This is a genomic window from Pseudomonas sp. W2Oct36 (genome assembly GCF_041060465.1).
In the GTDB taxonomy this organism is placed as follows: Bacteria; Pseudomonadota; Gammaproteobacteria; order Pseudomonadales; family Pseudomonadaceae; genus Aquipseudomonas; species Aquipseudomonas graminis_B.
Genome location: NZ_JAUERW010000005.1, coordinates 120,569 through 137,223 on the forward strand (window position 1 = coordinate 120,569; position 16,655 = coordinate 137,223).

Here is a 16,655-nt window from a genome sequence, read left to right on the forward strand (position 1 = left end):
CGAAGGGTTCCGTTACTGGCGATTGCGACGGGCGCTACGGCCAGCCAACATCAGGATAAGCACCAACAGGATGCCGCCGGGAATCAGCCACAACAGCGAAGGCGTGCGCCAGGCGTCCAGGCCCTTGGGCTCCTCTTTGTCGATGAACTGGCTACCGCTCGGATCCTTGCTGTCGAAGGTGTTCACGACACCGTTGTCGCCCAGGATTGACACGTCGCCGCGGGTCAACAGCACGGGCTTGGCGAATACCGGGGCATCGCTGCCCAGGACGCGATAGACCAGACCGTGCTGGCCACCGGCATCCACGGCCTGCAATGACGCCAGGTGGTTGAGCGGCGACAGGTCCAGCAGCGGCTGATCCTGGTGGTTGATGCGCAGGCGACCCTGGTCATCGACGCGAACCGATTCCTTGCTGTCCTTGAGCGGCAGCTCGAAGGCCAGGAAGTCTTTGTCCGGCGTGACCGTGGCTTTAGGATCGCTGCTGACTTTGAGTTCAGCGCGCAGCGGCGAAACGCCCGCACCGTCAGCCACCGAGATCACCTGCGGCAAGCTGCTGGCCGGGTGATCCAGGTAAGCCTGGGGCACGAGGATCTGCGTGTTCGTGGCGTAACGGGCGGCCATGCCGGAGAAACCGTCATCCAGTGAAATTTTGTCGAGCACGATGTGGCTGGTCGGCAATACGGAAACCGGGAACGCTTGCGGCGTTTCCAGGCAGCGATCACTGACGGGCTGACGCTGGAACGAGACACGCAGGACGTTCTTGGAACCCAGGGCGTAGCTCGGGATACGCGCTTCGATGCGCTGTTTCTCACCGTTGGCAAGCAACTGTTGCGCGCCGATCAGGTAATCGTTGAGGAACAGTGACGCCACAGGAGCGGTGTCCGAAGCGCCAGGGGCGGCGGACACATCCATCACGGCCTTGACCGGCAGGCGACCGTCGTAGGCCACGCTGCCCAGAGGGAAGGAGGCGCTCCAGTCGGACTTGGCGAGCACGTCGATGGTGCCGGGGTTGCCGCCCAGATTGGTCAGGGCCACACGGCCGTCGGCACTCAATGGCATCTGCGCTTCGCTGACGGTCAGCGTGCGACTGCGGGCCAGTTTGTTCCAGGCGCTGCTGAACAGGGCCATGGCCTTGCCGGTCGATTCAGGGGCGATCATCAGCACCGGACGGGTGCCGAGCAATGCCAGACGGACGTTATCCGTGCCCTTGGCGGCCAAACCGGCGTTCACGTGACGCTCGCGCCATTGCGTGAACGCGCTGGCAGCTGTGGCGTCCACACCTTGAATCTGGCTTTGCAAGGCGTCCAGGGATTCGTTGATCGCCTTGAGCAATTGCGGGTCGTTGATCGCCAGGTCGGCCTGCACGTCAGGGGTCTGGCCGAGCATCAGCAATGCACCGATTTCCGCCGGGTTGGCCAGGGCATGCGGGCCCTTGCCGTTGAGGCTGGCGAAGGCCGGAATGCTCTGCAGTTCGGCCGGAATGCGCAGTGCGCTCAGGTCAACGCTGTCCTGCACGGCAGGGAAAGACAGGATGCGCGCATGTTTGCCGACCCGTTCCAGCGCAACGCCCAGGCGCCAGGCGGCGTCGTACGTGCCGACTGCCAGGCTGCCCGGCGCGACCATGATGCCCGGCTTGGCCGGCAATGCGGTCCAGGCAGCGCCGACGTCCTGCAACAGGTTGGCGTCGTAGCTGTAATTGAGGCGGGTGTCGGGTTCGATGCGCAACACGTTGCCAATCGCGCGTTCGTCTTCACACAGCACGCGAGAAACGATCGACGACCAGGCCACGCCCAGGCGTACCGAACCGCTGTTGCGAGCGGCCTTGTCCACGCCGAGCGTGGAGCTGGCATTGCCTTGCGCTTCGCTGAGGCCTTCGGCCCGTACCGGATAGCCATCCAGGGACAACAGCAGGGTGTTGCGACCGCCCTCCCCATTCAGGTAGCTGGCATCGAAGTTCAGCGACGCATCGGACAACGGCACACCCGCCGGAACCGGCAGGTACAGTTCGCGGCGCGAATCCGTGGAGCCGAGCACGATGGGGGCGTCGATGCCCAGATCCCTCAGGCTAATCTCCCGGTGTTGCAGCGTATCGGCATTGAGTCGGTTGATCGCCTCGGTGAGCGGGCTGTCCGCCGCCAGGGCAAAGTTGGGCATGAGCGCGAGCAGGCTCACGCCACAGACAAGGGCGCTAAGTGCGCCCGTTTGGGTGGCAACGGAAGACTTCATTCAGGCAGATCTCAAGCTAATAGAGGGGTCGGGCGTTTGTTACTGGTACGTGGACGACGGGCGGTTGTCGTCCCGTGCCGGGGCGCTGTGCCCATACTCGAGGTATCTGGGCACGTGCAACTGGCCGACCACGAAGTCGTTGACCGGGCGGCCCATCAAGGCATCAACGATGCGCGAACTGGCCTTGCCGTCACCGTACGGGTTGGCCGCCTGGGACGCGCGGCGCCACAGCAGGTCGTCGTCAAACAGCGCGTTGACGCCGCTGATGATCGAGTCCGGAGAAGTGCCGACCAGCCGCACGGTGCCCGCCGCAACTGCTTCAGGCCGTTCGGTCACATCGCGCATGACCAGTACCGGTTTGCCCAGGCTTGGCGCCTCTTCCTGCACGCCGCCGGAATCGGTAAGGATCACGTGGGCGCGCTGCATCAGACGCACGAACGCGAGGTAATCCAGCGGCTCGATCAGATGCACATTGGCCAGTCCGCCTAAATGCTCGGTCACCGGGCCCAAGACGTTCGGGTTCAAGTGCACCGGGTAGACGATCTGGATATCACTGCGCTGGGCCAGTTGACGCAAGGCTTTGCAAATATCCAGGAAGCCGTCACCGAAGTTTTCCCGACGATGGCCGGTCACCAGCAGCACTTTGCGGTCGTTGCGCAGGAAGGAGAATTGCTGATCCAGACGGGTACGCAGTTCAGCGTTCTGATCAATGCGTTGAGCCGTCAACTGCAGGGCATCGATGACCGTGTTACCGGTCACGTAGGAACGCCCTTGCAAGCGCTCGCCCAGCAGATTGCGGCGCGATTCATCGGTCGGGGCGAACAGCATGTCGGCACTCAGATCGATGCAGCGGCGGTTCATCTCTTCAGGCCATGGGCTGTAGATGTCACCCGTGCGAAGACCGGCTTCGACATGCCCCACAGGGATCCGGCGATGGAAGGCGCACATCGACGCGACCATGGCGGACGTGGTGTCACCATGCACCAGCACACGGTCCGGCCGGGTGATTTCCAGCACCGGATCAATGGCTCCGTACAACGCGGCTGTCAGCGAATTGAGGGTCTGGTGCGGCGTCATCACATCCAGTGTGAAATCGGCTTTCAGATCGAACAGCTCCAGCACCTGCTTGAGCATGCTCTGGTGTTGGCCGGTGATGCAGATCTGCGAGTGAATACCCGGCTCTGCAGCCAGTGCCTTTACCAGCGGGGCCATCTTGATGGCTTCCGGACGTGTACCGAAAATCGACAGGATTTTAATCCCGGAATGACTACGAGCGATGATGCCCTCCTCACACGGATGTTCCGCGCCTACTCGCTGCTCAAGGCGTCATTGCGTCTTGAACGAACTGAGAATTGAGTTTATTGGGCCGGGGACTTAATCAGAATTCAGACTTGATATTCACTTCTTGTGAGATGGCGCATTGCCTTGCTTCCCGGAGCAGTCGGGATTATTAACACTAATAGGGATGACTGCAAACACAGATGGGCAAAAAGAATGTTTAATTATTCAGTGTGAAACTTCTGAAGTCATGAACAGTCGATTAGGGGTTTTTATTTCGTTGGGAATGGAAACTTCTTGAGCAACTTAATGGGCGTTTGCCCCAGTGTTTCCGGGGGTGACGGGATTAATACATGCCGCCCGTCTGCCGATCTGGACCTTTTCTTATATACCGTTGTCGCGACGCGGGCTATATAGAAATACTTAATCCAATGCACCTTCGATAGTCACCGCAATGGCGCCTGTATATTGTCGAAGCCGATAGCGAGAGTGTCGGACAATACATATCCAGTTGCAAGCCTGTTATGTATCGAAAGAGAAATATATGAGGCCATCACGGGTTAGCGCTCATGCAGCACCCAGCGTCTTCGCTGGGACGGCCTGTTCAAGGTGAGTATTTAAGGGTGAAAAAAGTCACCTCGAACCGGCATGGCAAAGATCGGTTTGCGCACCCAGCCGGACCTCGGCCGGATTCCGCGCGACTGCTTAGCCCGCCAACAGACCAACCGGGAAGCTCACGGGGGACGCCAGGGCAGTGTTCTTCTGCCCGGCATACCGGCAAGCCTTCCGCATTCATCTTCAAGAACACATCATTTCTGACAGCCCTACAGACGGAACCGACCCACTTCCTGCTTGAGCCCTATCGCCAGCTAATTCAGATCATGGCTGCTGCGCAAAAGGTCTTGCACGGACAGATTATTCTGCTCGGACATCTGTGCAGATCGCTCGACGTTACGGGCGACGTCCTGACTGGCCGCTGTTTGCTCACGCAATGCCAGCGATATCTGTTCGACGACCACGAGCACCTGGCCAGAGCTTTCACTGATTTCGGTAATCGCCTTGCCTGCCGACTCCGCCATCTCAACGCCCTGGCTAACTTCCATCACGCCGCTGCGCATGCTCTCCACGGTATCGCGGACGCCGAGCTGGATCTTGTCGATCATCCCGGCAATTTCCTTGGTGGATTTACCGGTGTTCTGCGCCAGCAACCGCACCTCGTCGGCCACGACTGCAAAGCCGCGACCCTGCTCCCCCGCCCGCGCCGCCTCAATGGCCGCATTGAGGGCAAGCAGATTGGTTTGATCTGCGATGCCCTGAATAACACTGACGATGGTGGAAATCTGCTCGGAGTGTTGGCCCAGCTCCGACACCTTGGTCGACGCATGCTGCACGGTCTTGGCGATACCATTCATGCTGGTAAGGGTGTTCTGGATAACGGCCGATCCATCCAACGATTGCTGACCAGAGCGACTGGCAAGTCCACCGGCCTCCCCCGCGTTATTGGAAACATGATTGATACTGACCGTCAGCTCTTCAACCGTGGCCGCCATCGCTGATGCTGCGTTGGATTGTTCGCTCACCGCGCCGGAAAGCTGCTGCGACGCCCCTGAGATGTTCTGCACGGACTCGATCAACTGGCTGGCAGCTTGATTGATCTGCTGGATCATTTCTCGCAAGCGAGCTTGCATACGAGCAAACGCCTTCGGCAGTTCATCGCTGGTACTGGTATCGATCACCGTGTCCAGTCTGCCCTCGGCGACTGCGGTTGCCGCGTCGATAGCCACCTGCAGGCGGGCACGGACCGTGCGGCCCAAGGCGTAAGCCAGAATGATTGCCAGAACGGCGGCAATCAGCCCACCGGCCATCAGGATCGTGATCGCGCGATCCTTGGCGTCGTTCATCTCTTGAGTGCGCCGTGCCAGCAGGGCTTCTTCCGTCTGCGACATATCTGAAATGATCCCGCGCATGCCATCCATTTTGGCTTTGTCCGCGCCACTGTCGATGCGCTGATCAACCGAATCATCGGAGTTGCCGCTTTGTGCCAATTGACGACGCTGAGCAATGATCGAATGAACATCTTCGTCCAGCCAGCGTGTTTGTAACTGCGCCAATGAAGCCAGTCGTTTCTGTTGTTCGGCGTTATCAATCGTCAATGATTTGAGCGTTGCCAACGCCTCGGAAAACTTCGCTTCACCGGCAATCTGCGGCTCAAGAAAGTTGTCCTTGCCAGTAATCACGAAGCCGCGCATGCCGGTCTCGATATTGATCAACTGTTCAAGGGCCATCTGGGACTGATTTAACACACGATACGTGTGGACGTTGCTGTTAATTGCGCTGTCGACCTGACCAAAACCACGATAGGCACTGAAGACAAGAATGCCCAGAATCACCACGATCGCGGCGAAACTGAGATAGAGCTTTTGGGTGATACTGAGTTTGCTAAACATATGTGTGCACTTCGACAGTGGAGCATCCTTCGCTCCGGCTTTTAGTTTTTTTCGTGAACAATCTGGTCGATATCATTCCGACATCACTCTTATCGACAGCTTTCTTCGCAGCTTGAATCCGGCTGTTATTTGCCATCAAACGTGCAGCATCACGCGCGCGGAGATGGATTCGCTTTAGTCCACCCTACGCCTCTGCCCTTTTCGAGCACGGAGCGGTACTTTTTGACGGGATAAGCAGGGTCGAGGACTTCCGCCACACAGACACTGCTATTGATGGGGACGATGCAGGCAGCGCACTGGTCGCAGAGGTGCGCGACGCCTACGTGCGTATCGCCAAACGTTTTTTAGACGTCAGGGACTCTGCAGGCGCTGTGCGTGGGCTTCTCAGGTTGACTGCACCTGTCGCTCTCGCTCGGCAACAACATCAGCGCTCAGGCAGCGTTGGGGGGAAGGTTCTCTGGTTCAACTACTTGAGCACTGGCAACTCAAGGGGGCGTTCTCCGACGAGATCAATTTGGTTCGACCTTACTCGCCACAAATTCCCAGGGCTGTCACTGCTCTGGCGGCGTATCTCAAAGACCAGTTTTCACAAGGTTTCCAGTGTCAAAGATGATCTGCAGTAGCCGGATCCAGGAACGCCGCAACGGACCCCATACCCGTGCAGATGAACGTCGCTCCCTGCGAGGCATGTCCCCCATAAGAGAAACATGCGCAGGAATCGTTTAGAGCATGCCCGCTACGTTGCGCACCTCTTCGGGTGCCGCTTTGGTTTCTGACAAGGCGCCGGCATAGGCGCCAGCCGCCATGGCTGCCGGGTTGCCGCCACCGCCGATCAGGCCTTCGGCCGCGCCTTTGGCGGTGTGCACCCCGCCTTCGACCCCGCCTTTGATCATCCCGCCAGCGCTGCCATCAGACTCACCGATCCGCGTCATGACGTTACTCAAGCCGGGGACCATCCACAGCGCTTTGCCCACTTCGCCAGCGGCCGATGCCAGTCCGTTCTTGTCATCGCCTTTCTCCGCCACAGGGGCGTCCTTGGTCTGGGTGCGGGCAGAATCGCCGGCGGAATGCGCACTCGCCCCGCCACCGAACGGCTGCAACAGCGCCCCGATTAACTTATCAAGCAGCTGCATCAAGGGAGAAGACGGCTTCGAGGCCTCACCGTTGTTGCTCAGCCCCGGGCTTTGCTCAGCCAGAGACTGGTTTTGCAAAGCGGCCGGCGCGCCACTCCCGGCAGGGCCGCCATAGTTGACCGCGCCTGTGGGGGACTGAGCGGCGTATTGGGAATTCTGCGTGCTTTGGTCAGCCCGATAGATGGCCGCGCCGCCGCTGGCCAGAGCCCCGGTACCTTGGGCCACGTTGCTGAAGTTACCGGTGGCGCGGCTGCCGCCGTTACCGGAGTCGTTGGGGCTTTTCGTCGGTTTGCCCGCGTCGGGCGTCGGTTTGGCGTCCGGCTTGGAAGCATGGGGGGTGATGTCAGGCGTCTTGGGCGACGAGGCGCCGATTCCGGGTAATTTCACGTTTTTTCTCCAAACTGAAAGGTCGGTTGGCAGTGCCCCAAGCCCACTCTTGGCCGCTTGCACAGGTGCAGGCGTGTTGGATGTTGTAACGGGGCGATCGCTGTGAGGTTCGCATGGTGAGTGGGTAGCCCTTGTGTGGCGCTGGAGGGCCGATCGGTTCCGCGCACAGAGCAATGCAATCACGCGCTTTCGCTCTTTTTTAAAACGCCTGATAGTCGTGGGGGCAATGCAAGCACTGCGGGCGGGCGTCAGGCGCCCGCTTCAGGCTCACCGACTACAAATGGCAGTACACACTCCCGTGGCGACCTCAGGAACGAATCCTCGCCCCCGAGATACCGTGCAGCAAAACCGCAGACGCCACGAACGCCAGCGAAGCGCCCACGACATTCGCAAAGTACCCGGTGCTCAAGCCATAGAGCCAGGCACTCAACAATCCCCCCAGCGTGCCGCCCGTTTGGTAGACCGCGTTGAGCGATGAGTTAAGACTTCCCCTGCGCGACGCTTCAACCAGCCCCATGGCATCGCCCAGGATCAACGCCAGCATCAGGTCTCGGCCGAACGCGAAAGCCATGTAGGCGGCGCCTTGCGTAAACGGCGAGCCCTCGCCCCATGGGATCACCTGAATCACCACCGCGATCGCCATCGAGGCGACGGCGCACAGGCGCAACGGATTGTTGAACCGACTGGCAAGCCTGGCGGAAAGCATCGCGCCGAACAGTCCGCCGACCTCGCCAATAAAGATGACCGAGCCGACGGTATCGACGCCGAATGAGGACAGGCCGTGCTGCACCAGCCAGCTCGGATACAGCCCCAGAAAAACGTACACGCCAATCGACCAGCAAAAGTACGCCGCCATTAGCGGGCGGGTGCCGGGACTGGCCGACAGCGACGTCAAGCGCTCCTTGTACATGGCTCGGCTTATTCTGGAAGAGGACAACGAAGCTGAAGGCGGTGTGGGAAAGGTAAGCGCCAGTCCGGCAAGGGCGGCGCAGACAAGCGCGAGGCCAATGACCGTGACTTGCCACGACAGCAGCCCTCCGACGACAACGCCCATCGACAGCGAGCACAAAAAGGCAATGGGCGCGGCGGTGGTGACATACCCGGCTGCCCTGGTGCGCGTGGGCTCGGGGACATAGTCCGCCAGGGCGGCGAAAATCGATGCGCCAATCATCGGCATGAACAGCCCTGTCGCCGCCCGACTCAGCACGATCATCGAAGCGCTGTAGGATGCGGCGGTGATCAGCAGCGTGCAGCAGCAAGCAGCCCCTCCCACCGTGATAAACAGCTTTCTGCCAAAGCGATCAATCAGCGGACCAAGGGCGAGATTGCTGATCAGCGCCACGACCGGAAAAGCGGCCAATATCCACCCTGACTCACTGGAAGAAAGGTGCAGATCACGCTGAATAAAAGGCAGCAGCGGGATCATCATCACCACGTTGAAGTTAATGATGAAAAACGCTATCCAGAGGATTCCGGTCACCAGCACGTGTTCCCCCTTGTGCGCGTGGGCGTGACATTGCCAAACGACTTCCATGTTGCGGAACTTTGTCTACGCTGAAAAGCGATGGGGTCATGAGGACCTCGACGTTCGCTCAGGAGTATTACCATGCACAAGCTCGTTTCGTCTGCACTCATCACTGCACTGATGACTGCGTCCGTTGTTCCTTTGGCCCTCGCCGAAGACGACGTGGCAAAAGGTATCCGTCACGACAATCGGGAGTTGGACAAGGGCGTAGAACACGATGCCAAGGAAGCCGACAAAGGCGTCAAGCACGACGCCAGCGAAGTGGATAAAGGCGTTAAACATGACGACGAGGAACGTCATAAAGCGGATAAGCATGTGGATAAAGAAGTCAAAAAACATCTCTGAGTGCGCTGATTTCCGCTCATCAAAGGCTGTGATTTGAAAGGAATTGTCGATGCGTTTTCTTTCTTTATCGCTGCTTATCACACTTATCGTCACCGGACCTGCATTGGCCAAGGATGATCATCACGAATGCGAAGCAGCATTCGACAAGCTGAAGGCAGAGACGGAGGCAGACTTCACCTCGTCATGTCACCATGAGCATCAGCAGGCCAAAGCGGCCAACAAGGCGTTGGCGCACATAAAGCAGAAGTAACTGCGCGCTCAACGGCATGACTTGGACTCCTCTGCTCGGTTCAAATAGCCAAGGGGCCTGCGCTTGCATTCAGGTCTTCTCTTGGGTATGCCGACGCATCGGGCAAGGGCAGTCAGTCCAGCGCTGCCCAGTGCCTGGAGAGTTCTTCACAAGACGAGCAATCAACTATCTGAGGCCTGGGGCACGGCAGCTGAACGAAACCTGGCCCGGCCCCACGCCAAACCCAGCATCGCCGCCACTGTGGAAGCGGCGAGCACCCCAAGCTTGGACGCCGCCAACAAGCCAGGATCGCTGAACGCCAGTCCTGAAATGAAAATCGACATGGTAAAGCCGATGCCTGCGAGAAGTCCTACCAACCCAACGCCCGCCCACGTGACGCCTTCCGGCAGTTCGCAGACCCTTAGTTTGACCAACGCGAAGCTGGCCATGATGACGCCCAACGGTTTACCCACTATCAAAGCGCTCGATACCCCGACAAACACGCCATGCGCCACCGCATCCTCCAGGTTGACACCCTTCAGACTGACCCCGGCATTCGCCAGCGCGAAAAGCGGCATGACGCCGTAAGCGACCCATGGGTGCAACCCTATCTGAACGCGCTGGACCGGGGATAACACCTCCCGCTCAGCATGACGCAGTTGTTTCAACGGCCTGGCTGCGGCCTTTGGGTCCTGCTGAGTCTGTGACAAACGCTCCATCAGTTCATGGAAAGTACGCCCAATCGTATCCAGCGGCCGCTCGCGCAGAGGCTTTGAGTGGACCGGTGTCATCAGCCCCAGGACAACGCCAGCAAGGGTTGGATGAACGCCGGTCTTCAGCAGTCCAAACCACACGATCACTCCCGGAAGGACATAGGCGTAGGCTTTCCCGATGCCCATGCGTTGAAATATCAGCACGAGCAACAACCCGCCAGCTGCGATGACCAGCCCCAGGCAATCCAGACTCGCGGTGTAGAAAATCGCAATGATCAGGATGGCGACAATGTCATCAATGATGGCCAGGGCCAGCAGCAGGATCCTGACTGAGCCGGGGATTGCTTTACCCAGTAAAGCAAGGACTCCGACGGCAAAGGCGATGTCGGTCGCCGTCGGTACGGCCCAGCCATTGGCGGCTGGAGTACCGACATTGAGTAGGGTGTAGATGAAGGCCGGCACCATTACCCCACCGAGCGCAGCGCCCAATGGGAGCGTAGCGAGCTTGAAGCTCGACAGCGCACCATCGTTTATTTCTTGACGGATTTCAGCGCCCACCACAAGGAAGAACACTGTCATCAGCCCGTCGTTGACCATGAAATGCAGTGAGCGTGAAACGCTGAACGGCCCCAGACCCAAGGTCAGTTCGGCGTTCCAGAAGTGCTCGTACGACGCCGCTATCGGACTGTTTGCCCAGATCAGCGCGACGATCGCCGCCAACAGCAGTGCAATGCCGCTTACAGCCTCGATATGGGAGAAACGTTCCAGCGCTGCAAGCGCACGCTCAGTTAGAACCTGAGGACGAGGAATAGCGGGCGGTGCTGATCTTTTACTGGCCACAGTCAAGCTCCACTGGCGGCCCGACCAGCGTGTGCTTTTAACCTGCGCATCGCTTTATGCAATGGCGCACCCTGCGCGATCATAGGAAGCCAGGCGCGTGGATGCAATGGCTGGCCTTATTCTAGATCCTAATCGCACTGAACCTTGCGTAGCCGGATAAACTCCATTTACCGAGATTATCGGGGATCGAGCCCGCGTCACTCCCCGCCGTTGTCCAAAAAAGGTGTGACTATGATTGCTCGATGGCGATGGATGCTGACGCAACTGACTAAAAAGCTTTGGCTGAGAGCCACTCTGTTTTCGCTGCTGGGCGTTGCCACTGCCCTGATATCAATTCTGGTCAAGGACTCAATTCCGTTTTCGCTGTCCGCCCGCGTAGGCGCCGATGCCGTCGACAAAATCCTGAGCATCATTGCCTCTAGCATGCTTGCCGTAACCACCTTTTCGTTAAGCACGATGGTGACGGCGTACGGCGCTGCGAGCACTGGCGTCACCCCACGTGCAACGACACTGGTCATGGAGGACACGACAACACAGAACGCGCTTGCAACATTCATCGGTTCCTTCTTGTTCAGCCTGGTGGGCATCATTGCTTTGAGCACCGGAGCGTACGGTGCTCAAGGAAGGGTCCTGCTGTTCGCGGTGACCATCCTGGTCGTCATCCTCATCGTTTACACCCTTCTGCGCTGGATTGATCACCTGTCCAGGCTGGGACGCGTGGGCGAAACGATTGACCGCGTCGAGAAAGCGACAATCGATGCGATCAATCATAGAGTTCAATGGCCCTGCCTGGGTGGCAGGGCCTTCCCGCAGGGATGGATTTTACCTCACGGAGCACAAGCCGTTGCCAGCGTATCGACGGGGTACGTGCAACACATTGATGTCAACGCACTGAGTGAGACGGCCAAGGCCGAGGGGATGCAAGTCTTTCTAGACGTGCTTCCTGGCAGCTTTGTACACCTGGGAATGCCCCTGGCGTATCTGGTGCGGCTGAACAGCGTTTCTTCCGAGGCGTGCGACGCTCTTTCCGAGAAAACACGCGCCGCACTGACCATAGGCGTGCGACGAACCTTCGAGCACGATCCCCGCTTTGGACTTTCAGTGCTGTCGGAGATCGCCTCCCGCGCCTTATCACCCGCCGTCAATGACCCCGGCACGGCCATTGATGTCATCGGGCGGGGCGTTCGCAGCCTGACGGCCTGGGGTATGCCTGAATTCTTAGACACGAAGCATGCAAACAGCTGCGATCAGGTGTTTCTGCATGGTTTGAATGTCGACGACTTATTCGACGATTTCTTTGCGCCGATCGCCCGAGACGGCGCCGCCCTCATCGAAGTGGATCTGCGCTTTCTGAAAGCCTTGATCAGCCTTGCTCAGGTCAATCCCGGTTTGTTCAGGGCCGTGTGCGCAAGGCACGCGGATGTCCTATTGAGACGAGCGGAAAGCGCATTGACGATGAACGAGGAGAAGCAACAATTGCGGGCGTTGGCGAGCACCTTGCTACCCATTTCGCCGCAGCTGCCCGCAACGGTACGATAGCTGCATAAAGCGTGCACTAGCCAATTTGATGACGCGCCCATGAAGCCGCTGTACCTGACATCCACCAGGCTTGCCCCATCCGTGCTGACCAAAGCACTGATTGGTTTCATTGCTTTGGTGTGCCTTTCATTGATCTTGGCTACCGCCTGGCAAATGAAACAGTCGCGCAATGAACGCATCGCCACGGCCAAAATTTCGGTTTCGAATATCGTGCTTGCGGCCGAACAGCAAGCGCAGGACACCATACGGCAGGCAGATAACACGCTTCGCGATTTGGCGGAGCGCGTGGAGCACGACGGCGTTGAGGGCGATCAGAAAGTTCGACTCGAAAAGCTGATGACCCAGGCGGTGATGAACGTGGATGGCATTCAGGGGCTGTTCATTTACGACGCCAAGGGTAACTGGGTCGCCAATTCATTGGTCCAGGGCACACCGCTGAACACCAACAGCGACCGCGCCTACTTCCTCTATCATCGCGACAATCCCGATGCGTCCATCCACATCGGCTCAATTGTCGAGAGTCGCAGCACGAGCGACATGGTCATCCCTGTCAGCCGCCGCATCAATGCCGCCGACGGAACGTTTGCAGGTGTCGCGTTAGCAACGGTGCCTGTTGCCTATTTCCAGTCATTTTTCAAGCGTATGGACGTGGACGACAAGGGCGTTATTTTTCTTGCGCTAAACAACGGCGACCTGCTGGCACGGCGACCGACGCTGACCGCACTGATGACGACTAACGTGGCCAAAGGTGATCTTTTCACCCTGTACCTGCCTTACAGCGACAGCGGTAACGCCGTGATCAAGTCCGTCGTGGATGGAGTAGAAAGGATCTACGCCTACCGGCGTGTGGCCGGGTTACCCATCGTCGCTGCCGCAGGCGTGTCATGCGAGCATGTATTCGCGCCGTGGTGGGACTATGCGTACCGGTCAATGGCTTCGATCGCGTTGATCACGTTCGCTCTGGTTTTGCTGGGTTTGCTGTTGTACAGGCAAATTCAGCACCTCATCACGGCGGAAAATGACCTGAACACCGCCAGAACCGAGCTGGAGGTCATTGCCCAGACCGACAGCCTGACCCATCTGCCCAATCGCCGTTGTTTCGACGCGACCTTGCACCGTGAATGGGGCCGTGCTGTTCGAAATAACTCATTTATTTCCATTATTTTGTTGGATATAGACTGGTTCAAGCAATTTAACGACCGCTACGGCCATCTACAGGGCGACGACTGCCTGAGCGAGGTCGCGGGCATTATCGGGGCCTGTATCAACCGGCCCGGCGACCTGGCGGCACGGTATGGCGGCGAAGAGTTTGTGATCCTGCTGCCTGATACACATTTAGAGGGGGCACTGATCATCGCCGACAAGGTCAGATTGGCCATAGAAAATGCGCGCATAGCGCACGCCACCAGCCCCTTGGGCAATGTGACCATCAGTTCAGGTGTGGTGGCGGTCAACGCGCCCGGAAAGGATGGCTACAAAGCCGCCCTGGAAGAGGCAGACCGACTGCTGTATCGCGCCAAAACCAAAGGCCGCAATAGAGTCGAGGGTCAACCGCCACTCGATGACCTCAATGACTTCCCTGCCAGCGTCATCGCTTCCCGACTAGATGCTTAAAGTTTCCAAGCCTGAGTCGATAGCGTTATTGAACATATAAGCCATTAACGGAAAACAGGAATTTCGCATGCGCCTTAGAGATCTCAACCTCGCTCCACGAGCGGCCCTGTTTTTCGCCTCGATTATCTTTTTGGTGTGTGTGATGGGCGTATTTGCAATCCTGCAAATGGGCAAACTGAGGGACTCTGAAAAAGATGTCGAACTCAACTGGATGGCCAGCATTCGACAAACGGCGTTGATGAACAACGCCGCCCTTCGCATCAGACTCGAAACACAGCGAGGCCTCGCAGACCCGCAGTCCATTGAAAAGAATATTGAAAGTTTCGCGGGCTATCGCAAGGCGTTCACCGACGCGGTAGCAGGTTATGAGCCGCTCATCGCCAGTGATAAAGAGCGTTCATTTTATACCCGGGTAAAAAACAGCGCCGATGCTTACGCCAAACAACTGGATATTCTTGCGCCGTTAATGAGAAAAGGCGATATAGCGGGAGCCGTCAACCTCGTAAGTAACGGCATCCGCCCGCTGACGAATACGATGGAAACCCAGATCAAAGACTTGACCACCTTTAACGACGAAGGCGCCGAGCAAGCCGGAAACAACGCAACCGCCTTCTATGACAACGGCCTGCGGCTGGTTGTCGGCCTGATTACAGCTGTCGTCATCCTCACGATTGGCTTGGCATTACTGCTGACGAAAAGCATTACCAACCCGATCAATGATGCGCTGTCTGTCGCCGAGCGTATCGCCGCCAGTGACCTGTCCAGGGAAGTGCTGGTCAGCGGCACTGATGAAGCCGGGCGCCTGTTGAAGGCGCTCTCTCAGATGCAGACAAACCTTCGCGCCACCATCTTGCAGATATCCGACTCCTCCACCCAACTGGCGTCTGCGTCTGAAGAGATGACGGTTGTGACGGAGGAATCAAGTCGTGGCCTTGTTTCCCAGAACGATGAAGTCAATCAGGCGGCCACAGCGGTCACCGAAATGAGCGCAGCCGTTGATGAGGTCGCGCGTAACGCGGAGTCGGCTTCCGAGGAGTCAAAGCGGACCCAGGGCTATACCGAGGTGGGTCTGGCACGTGTGGCTCAGACCCTGATGTCCATCCAGAAGCTGAACGGTAACGTTGAAAACACTAGCGTACAGATTCAAGGATTGTCAGAGCGTGCCCAGAGCATCACTAAAGTGGTCGAGGTGATAAGGGCCATCGCAGAGCAAACCAATCTGCTGGCGTTGAACGCGGCGATCGAAGCAGCACGCGCTGGCGAGCAAGGCCGTGGGTTCGCGGTCGTGGCTGACGAAGTGAGGGCGTTGGCCCATCGTACCCAGGCATCAACCCAGGAAATCGAGCAGATGATTGCGGCCATCCAGAACGATTCTGACCTGGCCGTGAAGGCGATGAATACCAGCAAAGACCTGGCGACCGAATCACTGGGCGTGGCCCAGGAGGCCAGTACCTCGCTGGATCAGATATCCACGGCCATTAGTCAAATTAATGAACGTAACCTGATGATCGCGACAGCCTCTGAAGAGCAGTCCCACGTTGCTCGAGAAGTTGACCGGAATCTGGTCAGCATCCGCGAGCTTGCCATTCAGAGTTCTGCGGGCGCCGCCCAGACAGCAACCGCGTGTGGCGAAATGTCTAAGTTGGCCGTCAATTTGAATCAGTTGGTCAATAAGTTCGTAGTGTAAGTCCAGGGGCGCCCGTTCGCCGCTGAAACCGGCAAAACACATTCACCAGAAATTGTCATTCACCGGCGCCCTTGATCAAGGGGCGCCTACCCCCGCGCCAACAACCAGTCATCAATCATCTTCACCGCCCGTCTCACATCCACTTCATCACTGCGAATATGCAGATCCGGAAACACCGGCGGTTCATACGCTGAATCCACCCCGGTAAACCCCGGAATGCCCCCTGCCCGCGCGCGCCGGTACAACCCCTTTGGGTCCCGGGCTTCAGCCACCGCCAGAGGCACGTCGACAAACACTTCCACAAACCGCGCACTGCCAATGATCGAGCGGGCCAGCTTCCGGGCCGAGCGGGTCGGCGAGATCAGCGCGACCATCACCGTCAGCCCCGCATCAACCATCAACGCGGCCACTTCCGCCACCCGCCGCACATTCTCCTCTCGGTCCTCCGCAGAAAAACTCAGATCGCGGCACAAGCCGTTGCGCACCGAATCCCCGTCCAGAATGCAGGTGGTTAACCCGCGCGCCTGCAGCACCGGGTTCAGGCTGTCGACGATGGTGGACTTCCCCGCCGCCGAGAGCCCGGTCAACCAGATGACCCTCGGTCGGACGGCGGACGGGGCCGGAGTGATCTCGCTGAACGGGTACGGCACCAGGTTGTGGTGCTGCGTCAGCCCAGGATGGCGCGTGCTCAT

At 58.5% G+C, this 16,655-nt stretch carries 12 protein-coding genes and 1 pseudogene; 6 read left to right on the forward strand and 7 right to left on the reverse strand.

Going from position 1 to position 16,655, the window contains the following annotated elements; all coding sequences use genetic code 11:
- Positions 1-12: 12 nt before the first annotated feature.
- The 3 genes from QWI18_RS09885 to QWI18_RS09895 form a co-directional block, all read right to left on the reverse strand.
- Positions 13-2,226 carry a hypothetical protein gene (locus tag QWI18_RS09885; protein WP_369318757.1) on the reverse strand — a complete coding sequence of 738 codons (2,214 nt, stop codon included), beginning with the start codon at positions 2,224-2,226 and terminating at the stop codon, positions 13-15.
- Between the two features lie 39 nt (positions 2,227-2,265).
- Positions 2,266-3,483: a non-hydrolyzing UDP-N-acetylglucosamine 2-epimerase gene (gene wecB, locus QWI18_RS09890; protein ID WP_279615250.1), complete on the reverse strand. Its 1,218-nt coding sequence runs from the start codon at positions 3,481-3,483 to the stop codon at positions 2,266-2,268.
- Between the two features lie 890 nt (positions 3,484-4,373).
- Positions 4,374-5,951 carry a methyl-accepting chemotaxis protein gene (locus tag QWI18_RS09895; RefSeq protein ID WP_369318758.1) on the reverse strand — a complete coding sequence of 526 codons (1,578 nt, stop codon included), beginning with the start codon at positions 5,949-5,951 and terminating at the stop codon, positions 4,374-4,376.
- A 281-nt stretch (positions 5,952-6,232) separates the two neighbouring features.
- Between QWI18_RS09895 and QWI18_RS09900 the strand changes: the two are divergent.
- Positions 6,233-6,564 (forward strand): annotated as a pseudogene (locus QWI18_RS09900) (hypothetical protein); the annotation flags it as partial.
- Positions 6,565-6,673: 109 nt separating this feature from the next.
- Here QWI18_RS09900 and QWI18_RS09905 read toward each other — a convergent pair.
- Both QWI18_RS09905 and QWI18_RS09910 read right to left on the reverse strand, forming a co-directional pair.
- The gene (locus tag QWI18_RS09905) at positions 6,674-7,471 is read right to left on the reverse strand and encodes a hypothetical protein (RefSeq protein WP_369318759.1); all 798 of its coding nucleotides are present in this window, start codon (positions 7,469-7,471) and stop codon (positions 6,674-6,676) included.
- Between the two features lie 307 nt (positions 7,472-7,778).
- Positions 7,779-9,005, reverse strand: a complete 1,227-nt coding sequence (locus QWI18_RS09910; RefSeq protein WP_369318760.1) for an MFS transporter — start codon at positions 9,003-9,005, stop codon at positions 7,779-7,781.
- Between the two features lie 72 nt (positions 9,006-9,077).
- Here QWI18_RS09910 and QWI18_RS09915 point away from each other — a divergent pair, with 72 nt between their 5' ends.
- The gene (locus QWI18_RS09915) at positions 9,078-9,341 is read left to right on the forward strand and encodes a hypothetical protein (protein WP_192134713.1); all 264 of its coding nucleotides are present in this window, start codon (positions 9,078-9,080) and stop codon (positions 9,339-9,341) included.
- A gap of 49 nt (positions 9,342-9,390) precedes the next feature.
- Positions 9,391-9,591 (forward strand): hypothetical protein, encoded by a 201-nt coding sequence (locus QWI18_RS09920; protein WP_192134711.1) that lies wholly within the window; start codon positions 9,391-9,393, stop codon positions 9,589-9,591.
- Between the two features lie 161 nt (positions 9,592-9,752).
- Here QWI18_RS09920 and nhaA read toward each other — a convergent pair whose 3' ends face one another.
- On the reverse strand, positions 9,753-11,123 hold the full coding sequence (nhaA, locus tag QWI18_RS09925) for a Na+/H+ antiporter NhaA (protein ID WP_192134709.1): 1,371 nt from the start codon (positions 11,121-11,123) through the stop codon (positions 9,753-9,755).
- Between the two features lie 231 nt (positions 11,124-11,354).
- On the opposite strand from nhaA, the gene QWI18_RS09930 reads away from it, so the two are divergent.
- The 3 genes from QWI18_RS09930 (at position 11,355) to QWI18_RS09940 (ending at position 15,963) form a co-directional block, all read left to right on the forward strand.
- A complete protein-coding gene (locus QWI18_RS09930; RefSeq protein ID WP_192134706.1) occupies positions 11,355-12,662 on the forward strand; it encodes a DUF2254 domain-containing protein in 1,308 nt (435 codons plus the stop codon).
- A gap of 39 nt (positions 12,663-12,701) precedes the next feature.
- Positions 12,702-14,276, forward strand: a complete 1,575-nt coding sequence (locus QWI18_RS09935) for a diguanylate cyclase (RefSeq protein ID WP_369318761.1) — start codon at positions 12,702-12,704, stop codon at positions 14,274-14,276.
- 67 nt (positions 14,277-14,343) lie between these two features.
- Positions 14,344-15,963: a methyl-accepting chemotaxis protein gene (locus QWI18_RS09940; protein WP_192134702.1), complete on the forward strand. Its 1,620-nt coding sequence runs from the start codon at positions 14,344-14,346 to the stop codon at positions 15,961-15,963.
- Positions 15,964-16,049: 86 nt separating this feature from the next.
- Here QWI18_RS09940 and cysC read toward each other — a convergent pair whose 3' ends face one another.
- Complete coding sequence (cysC, locus tag QWI18_RS09945) at positions 16,050-16,655, reverse strand: adenylyl-sulfate kinase (protein ID WP_192134700.1); 606 nt, start codon at positions 16,653-16,655, stop codon at positions 16,050-16,052.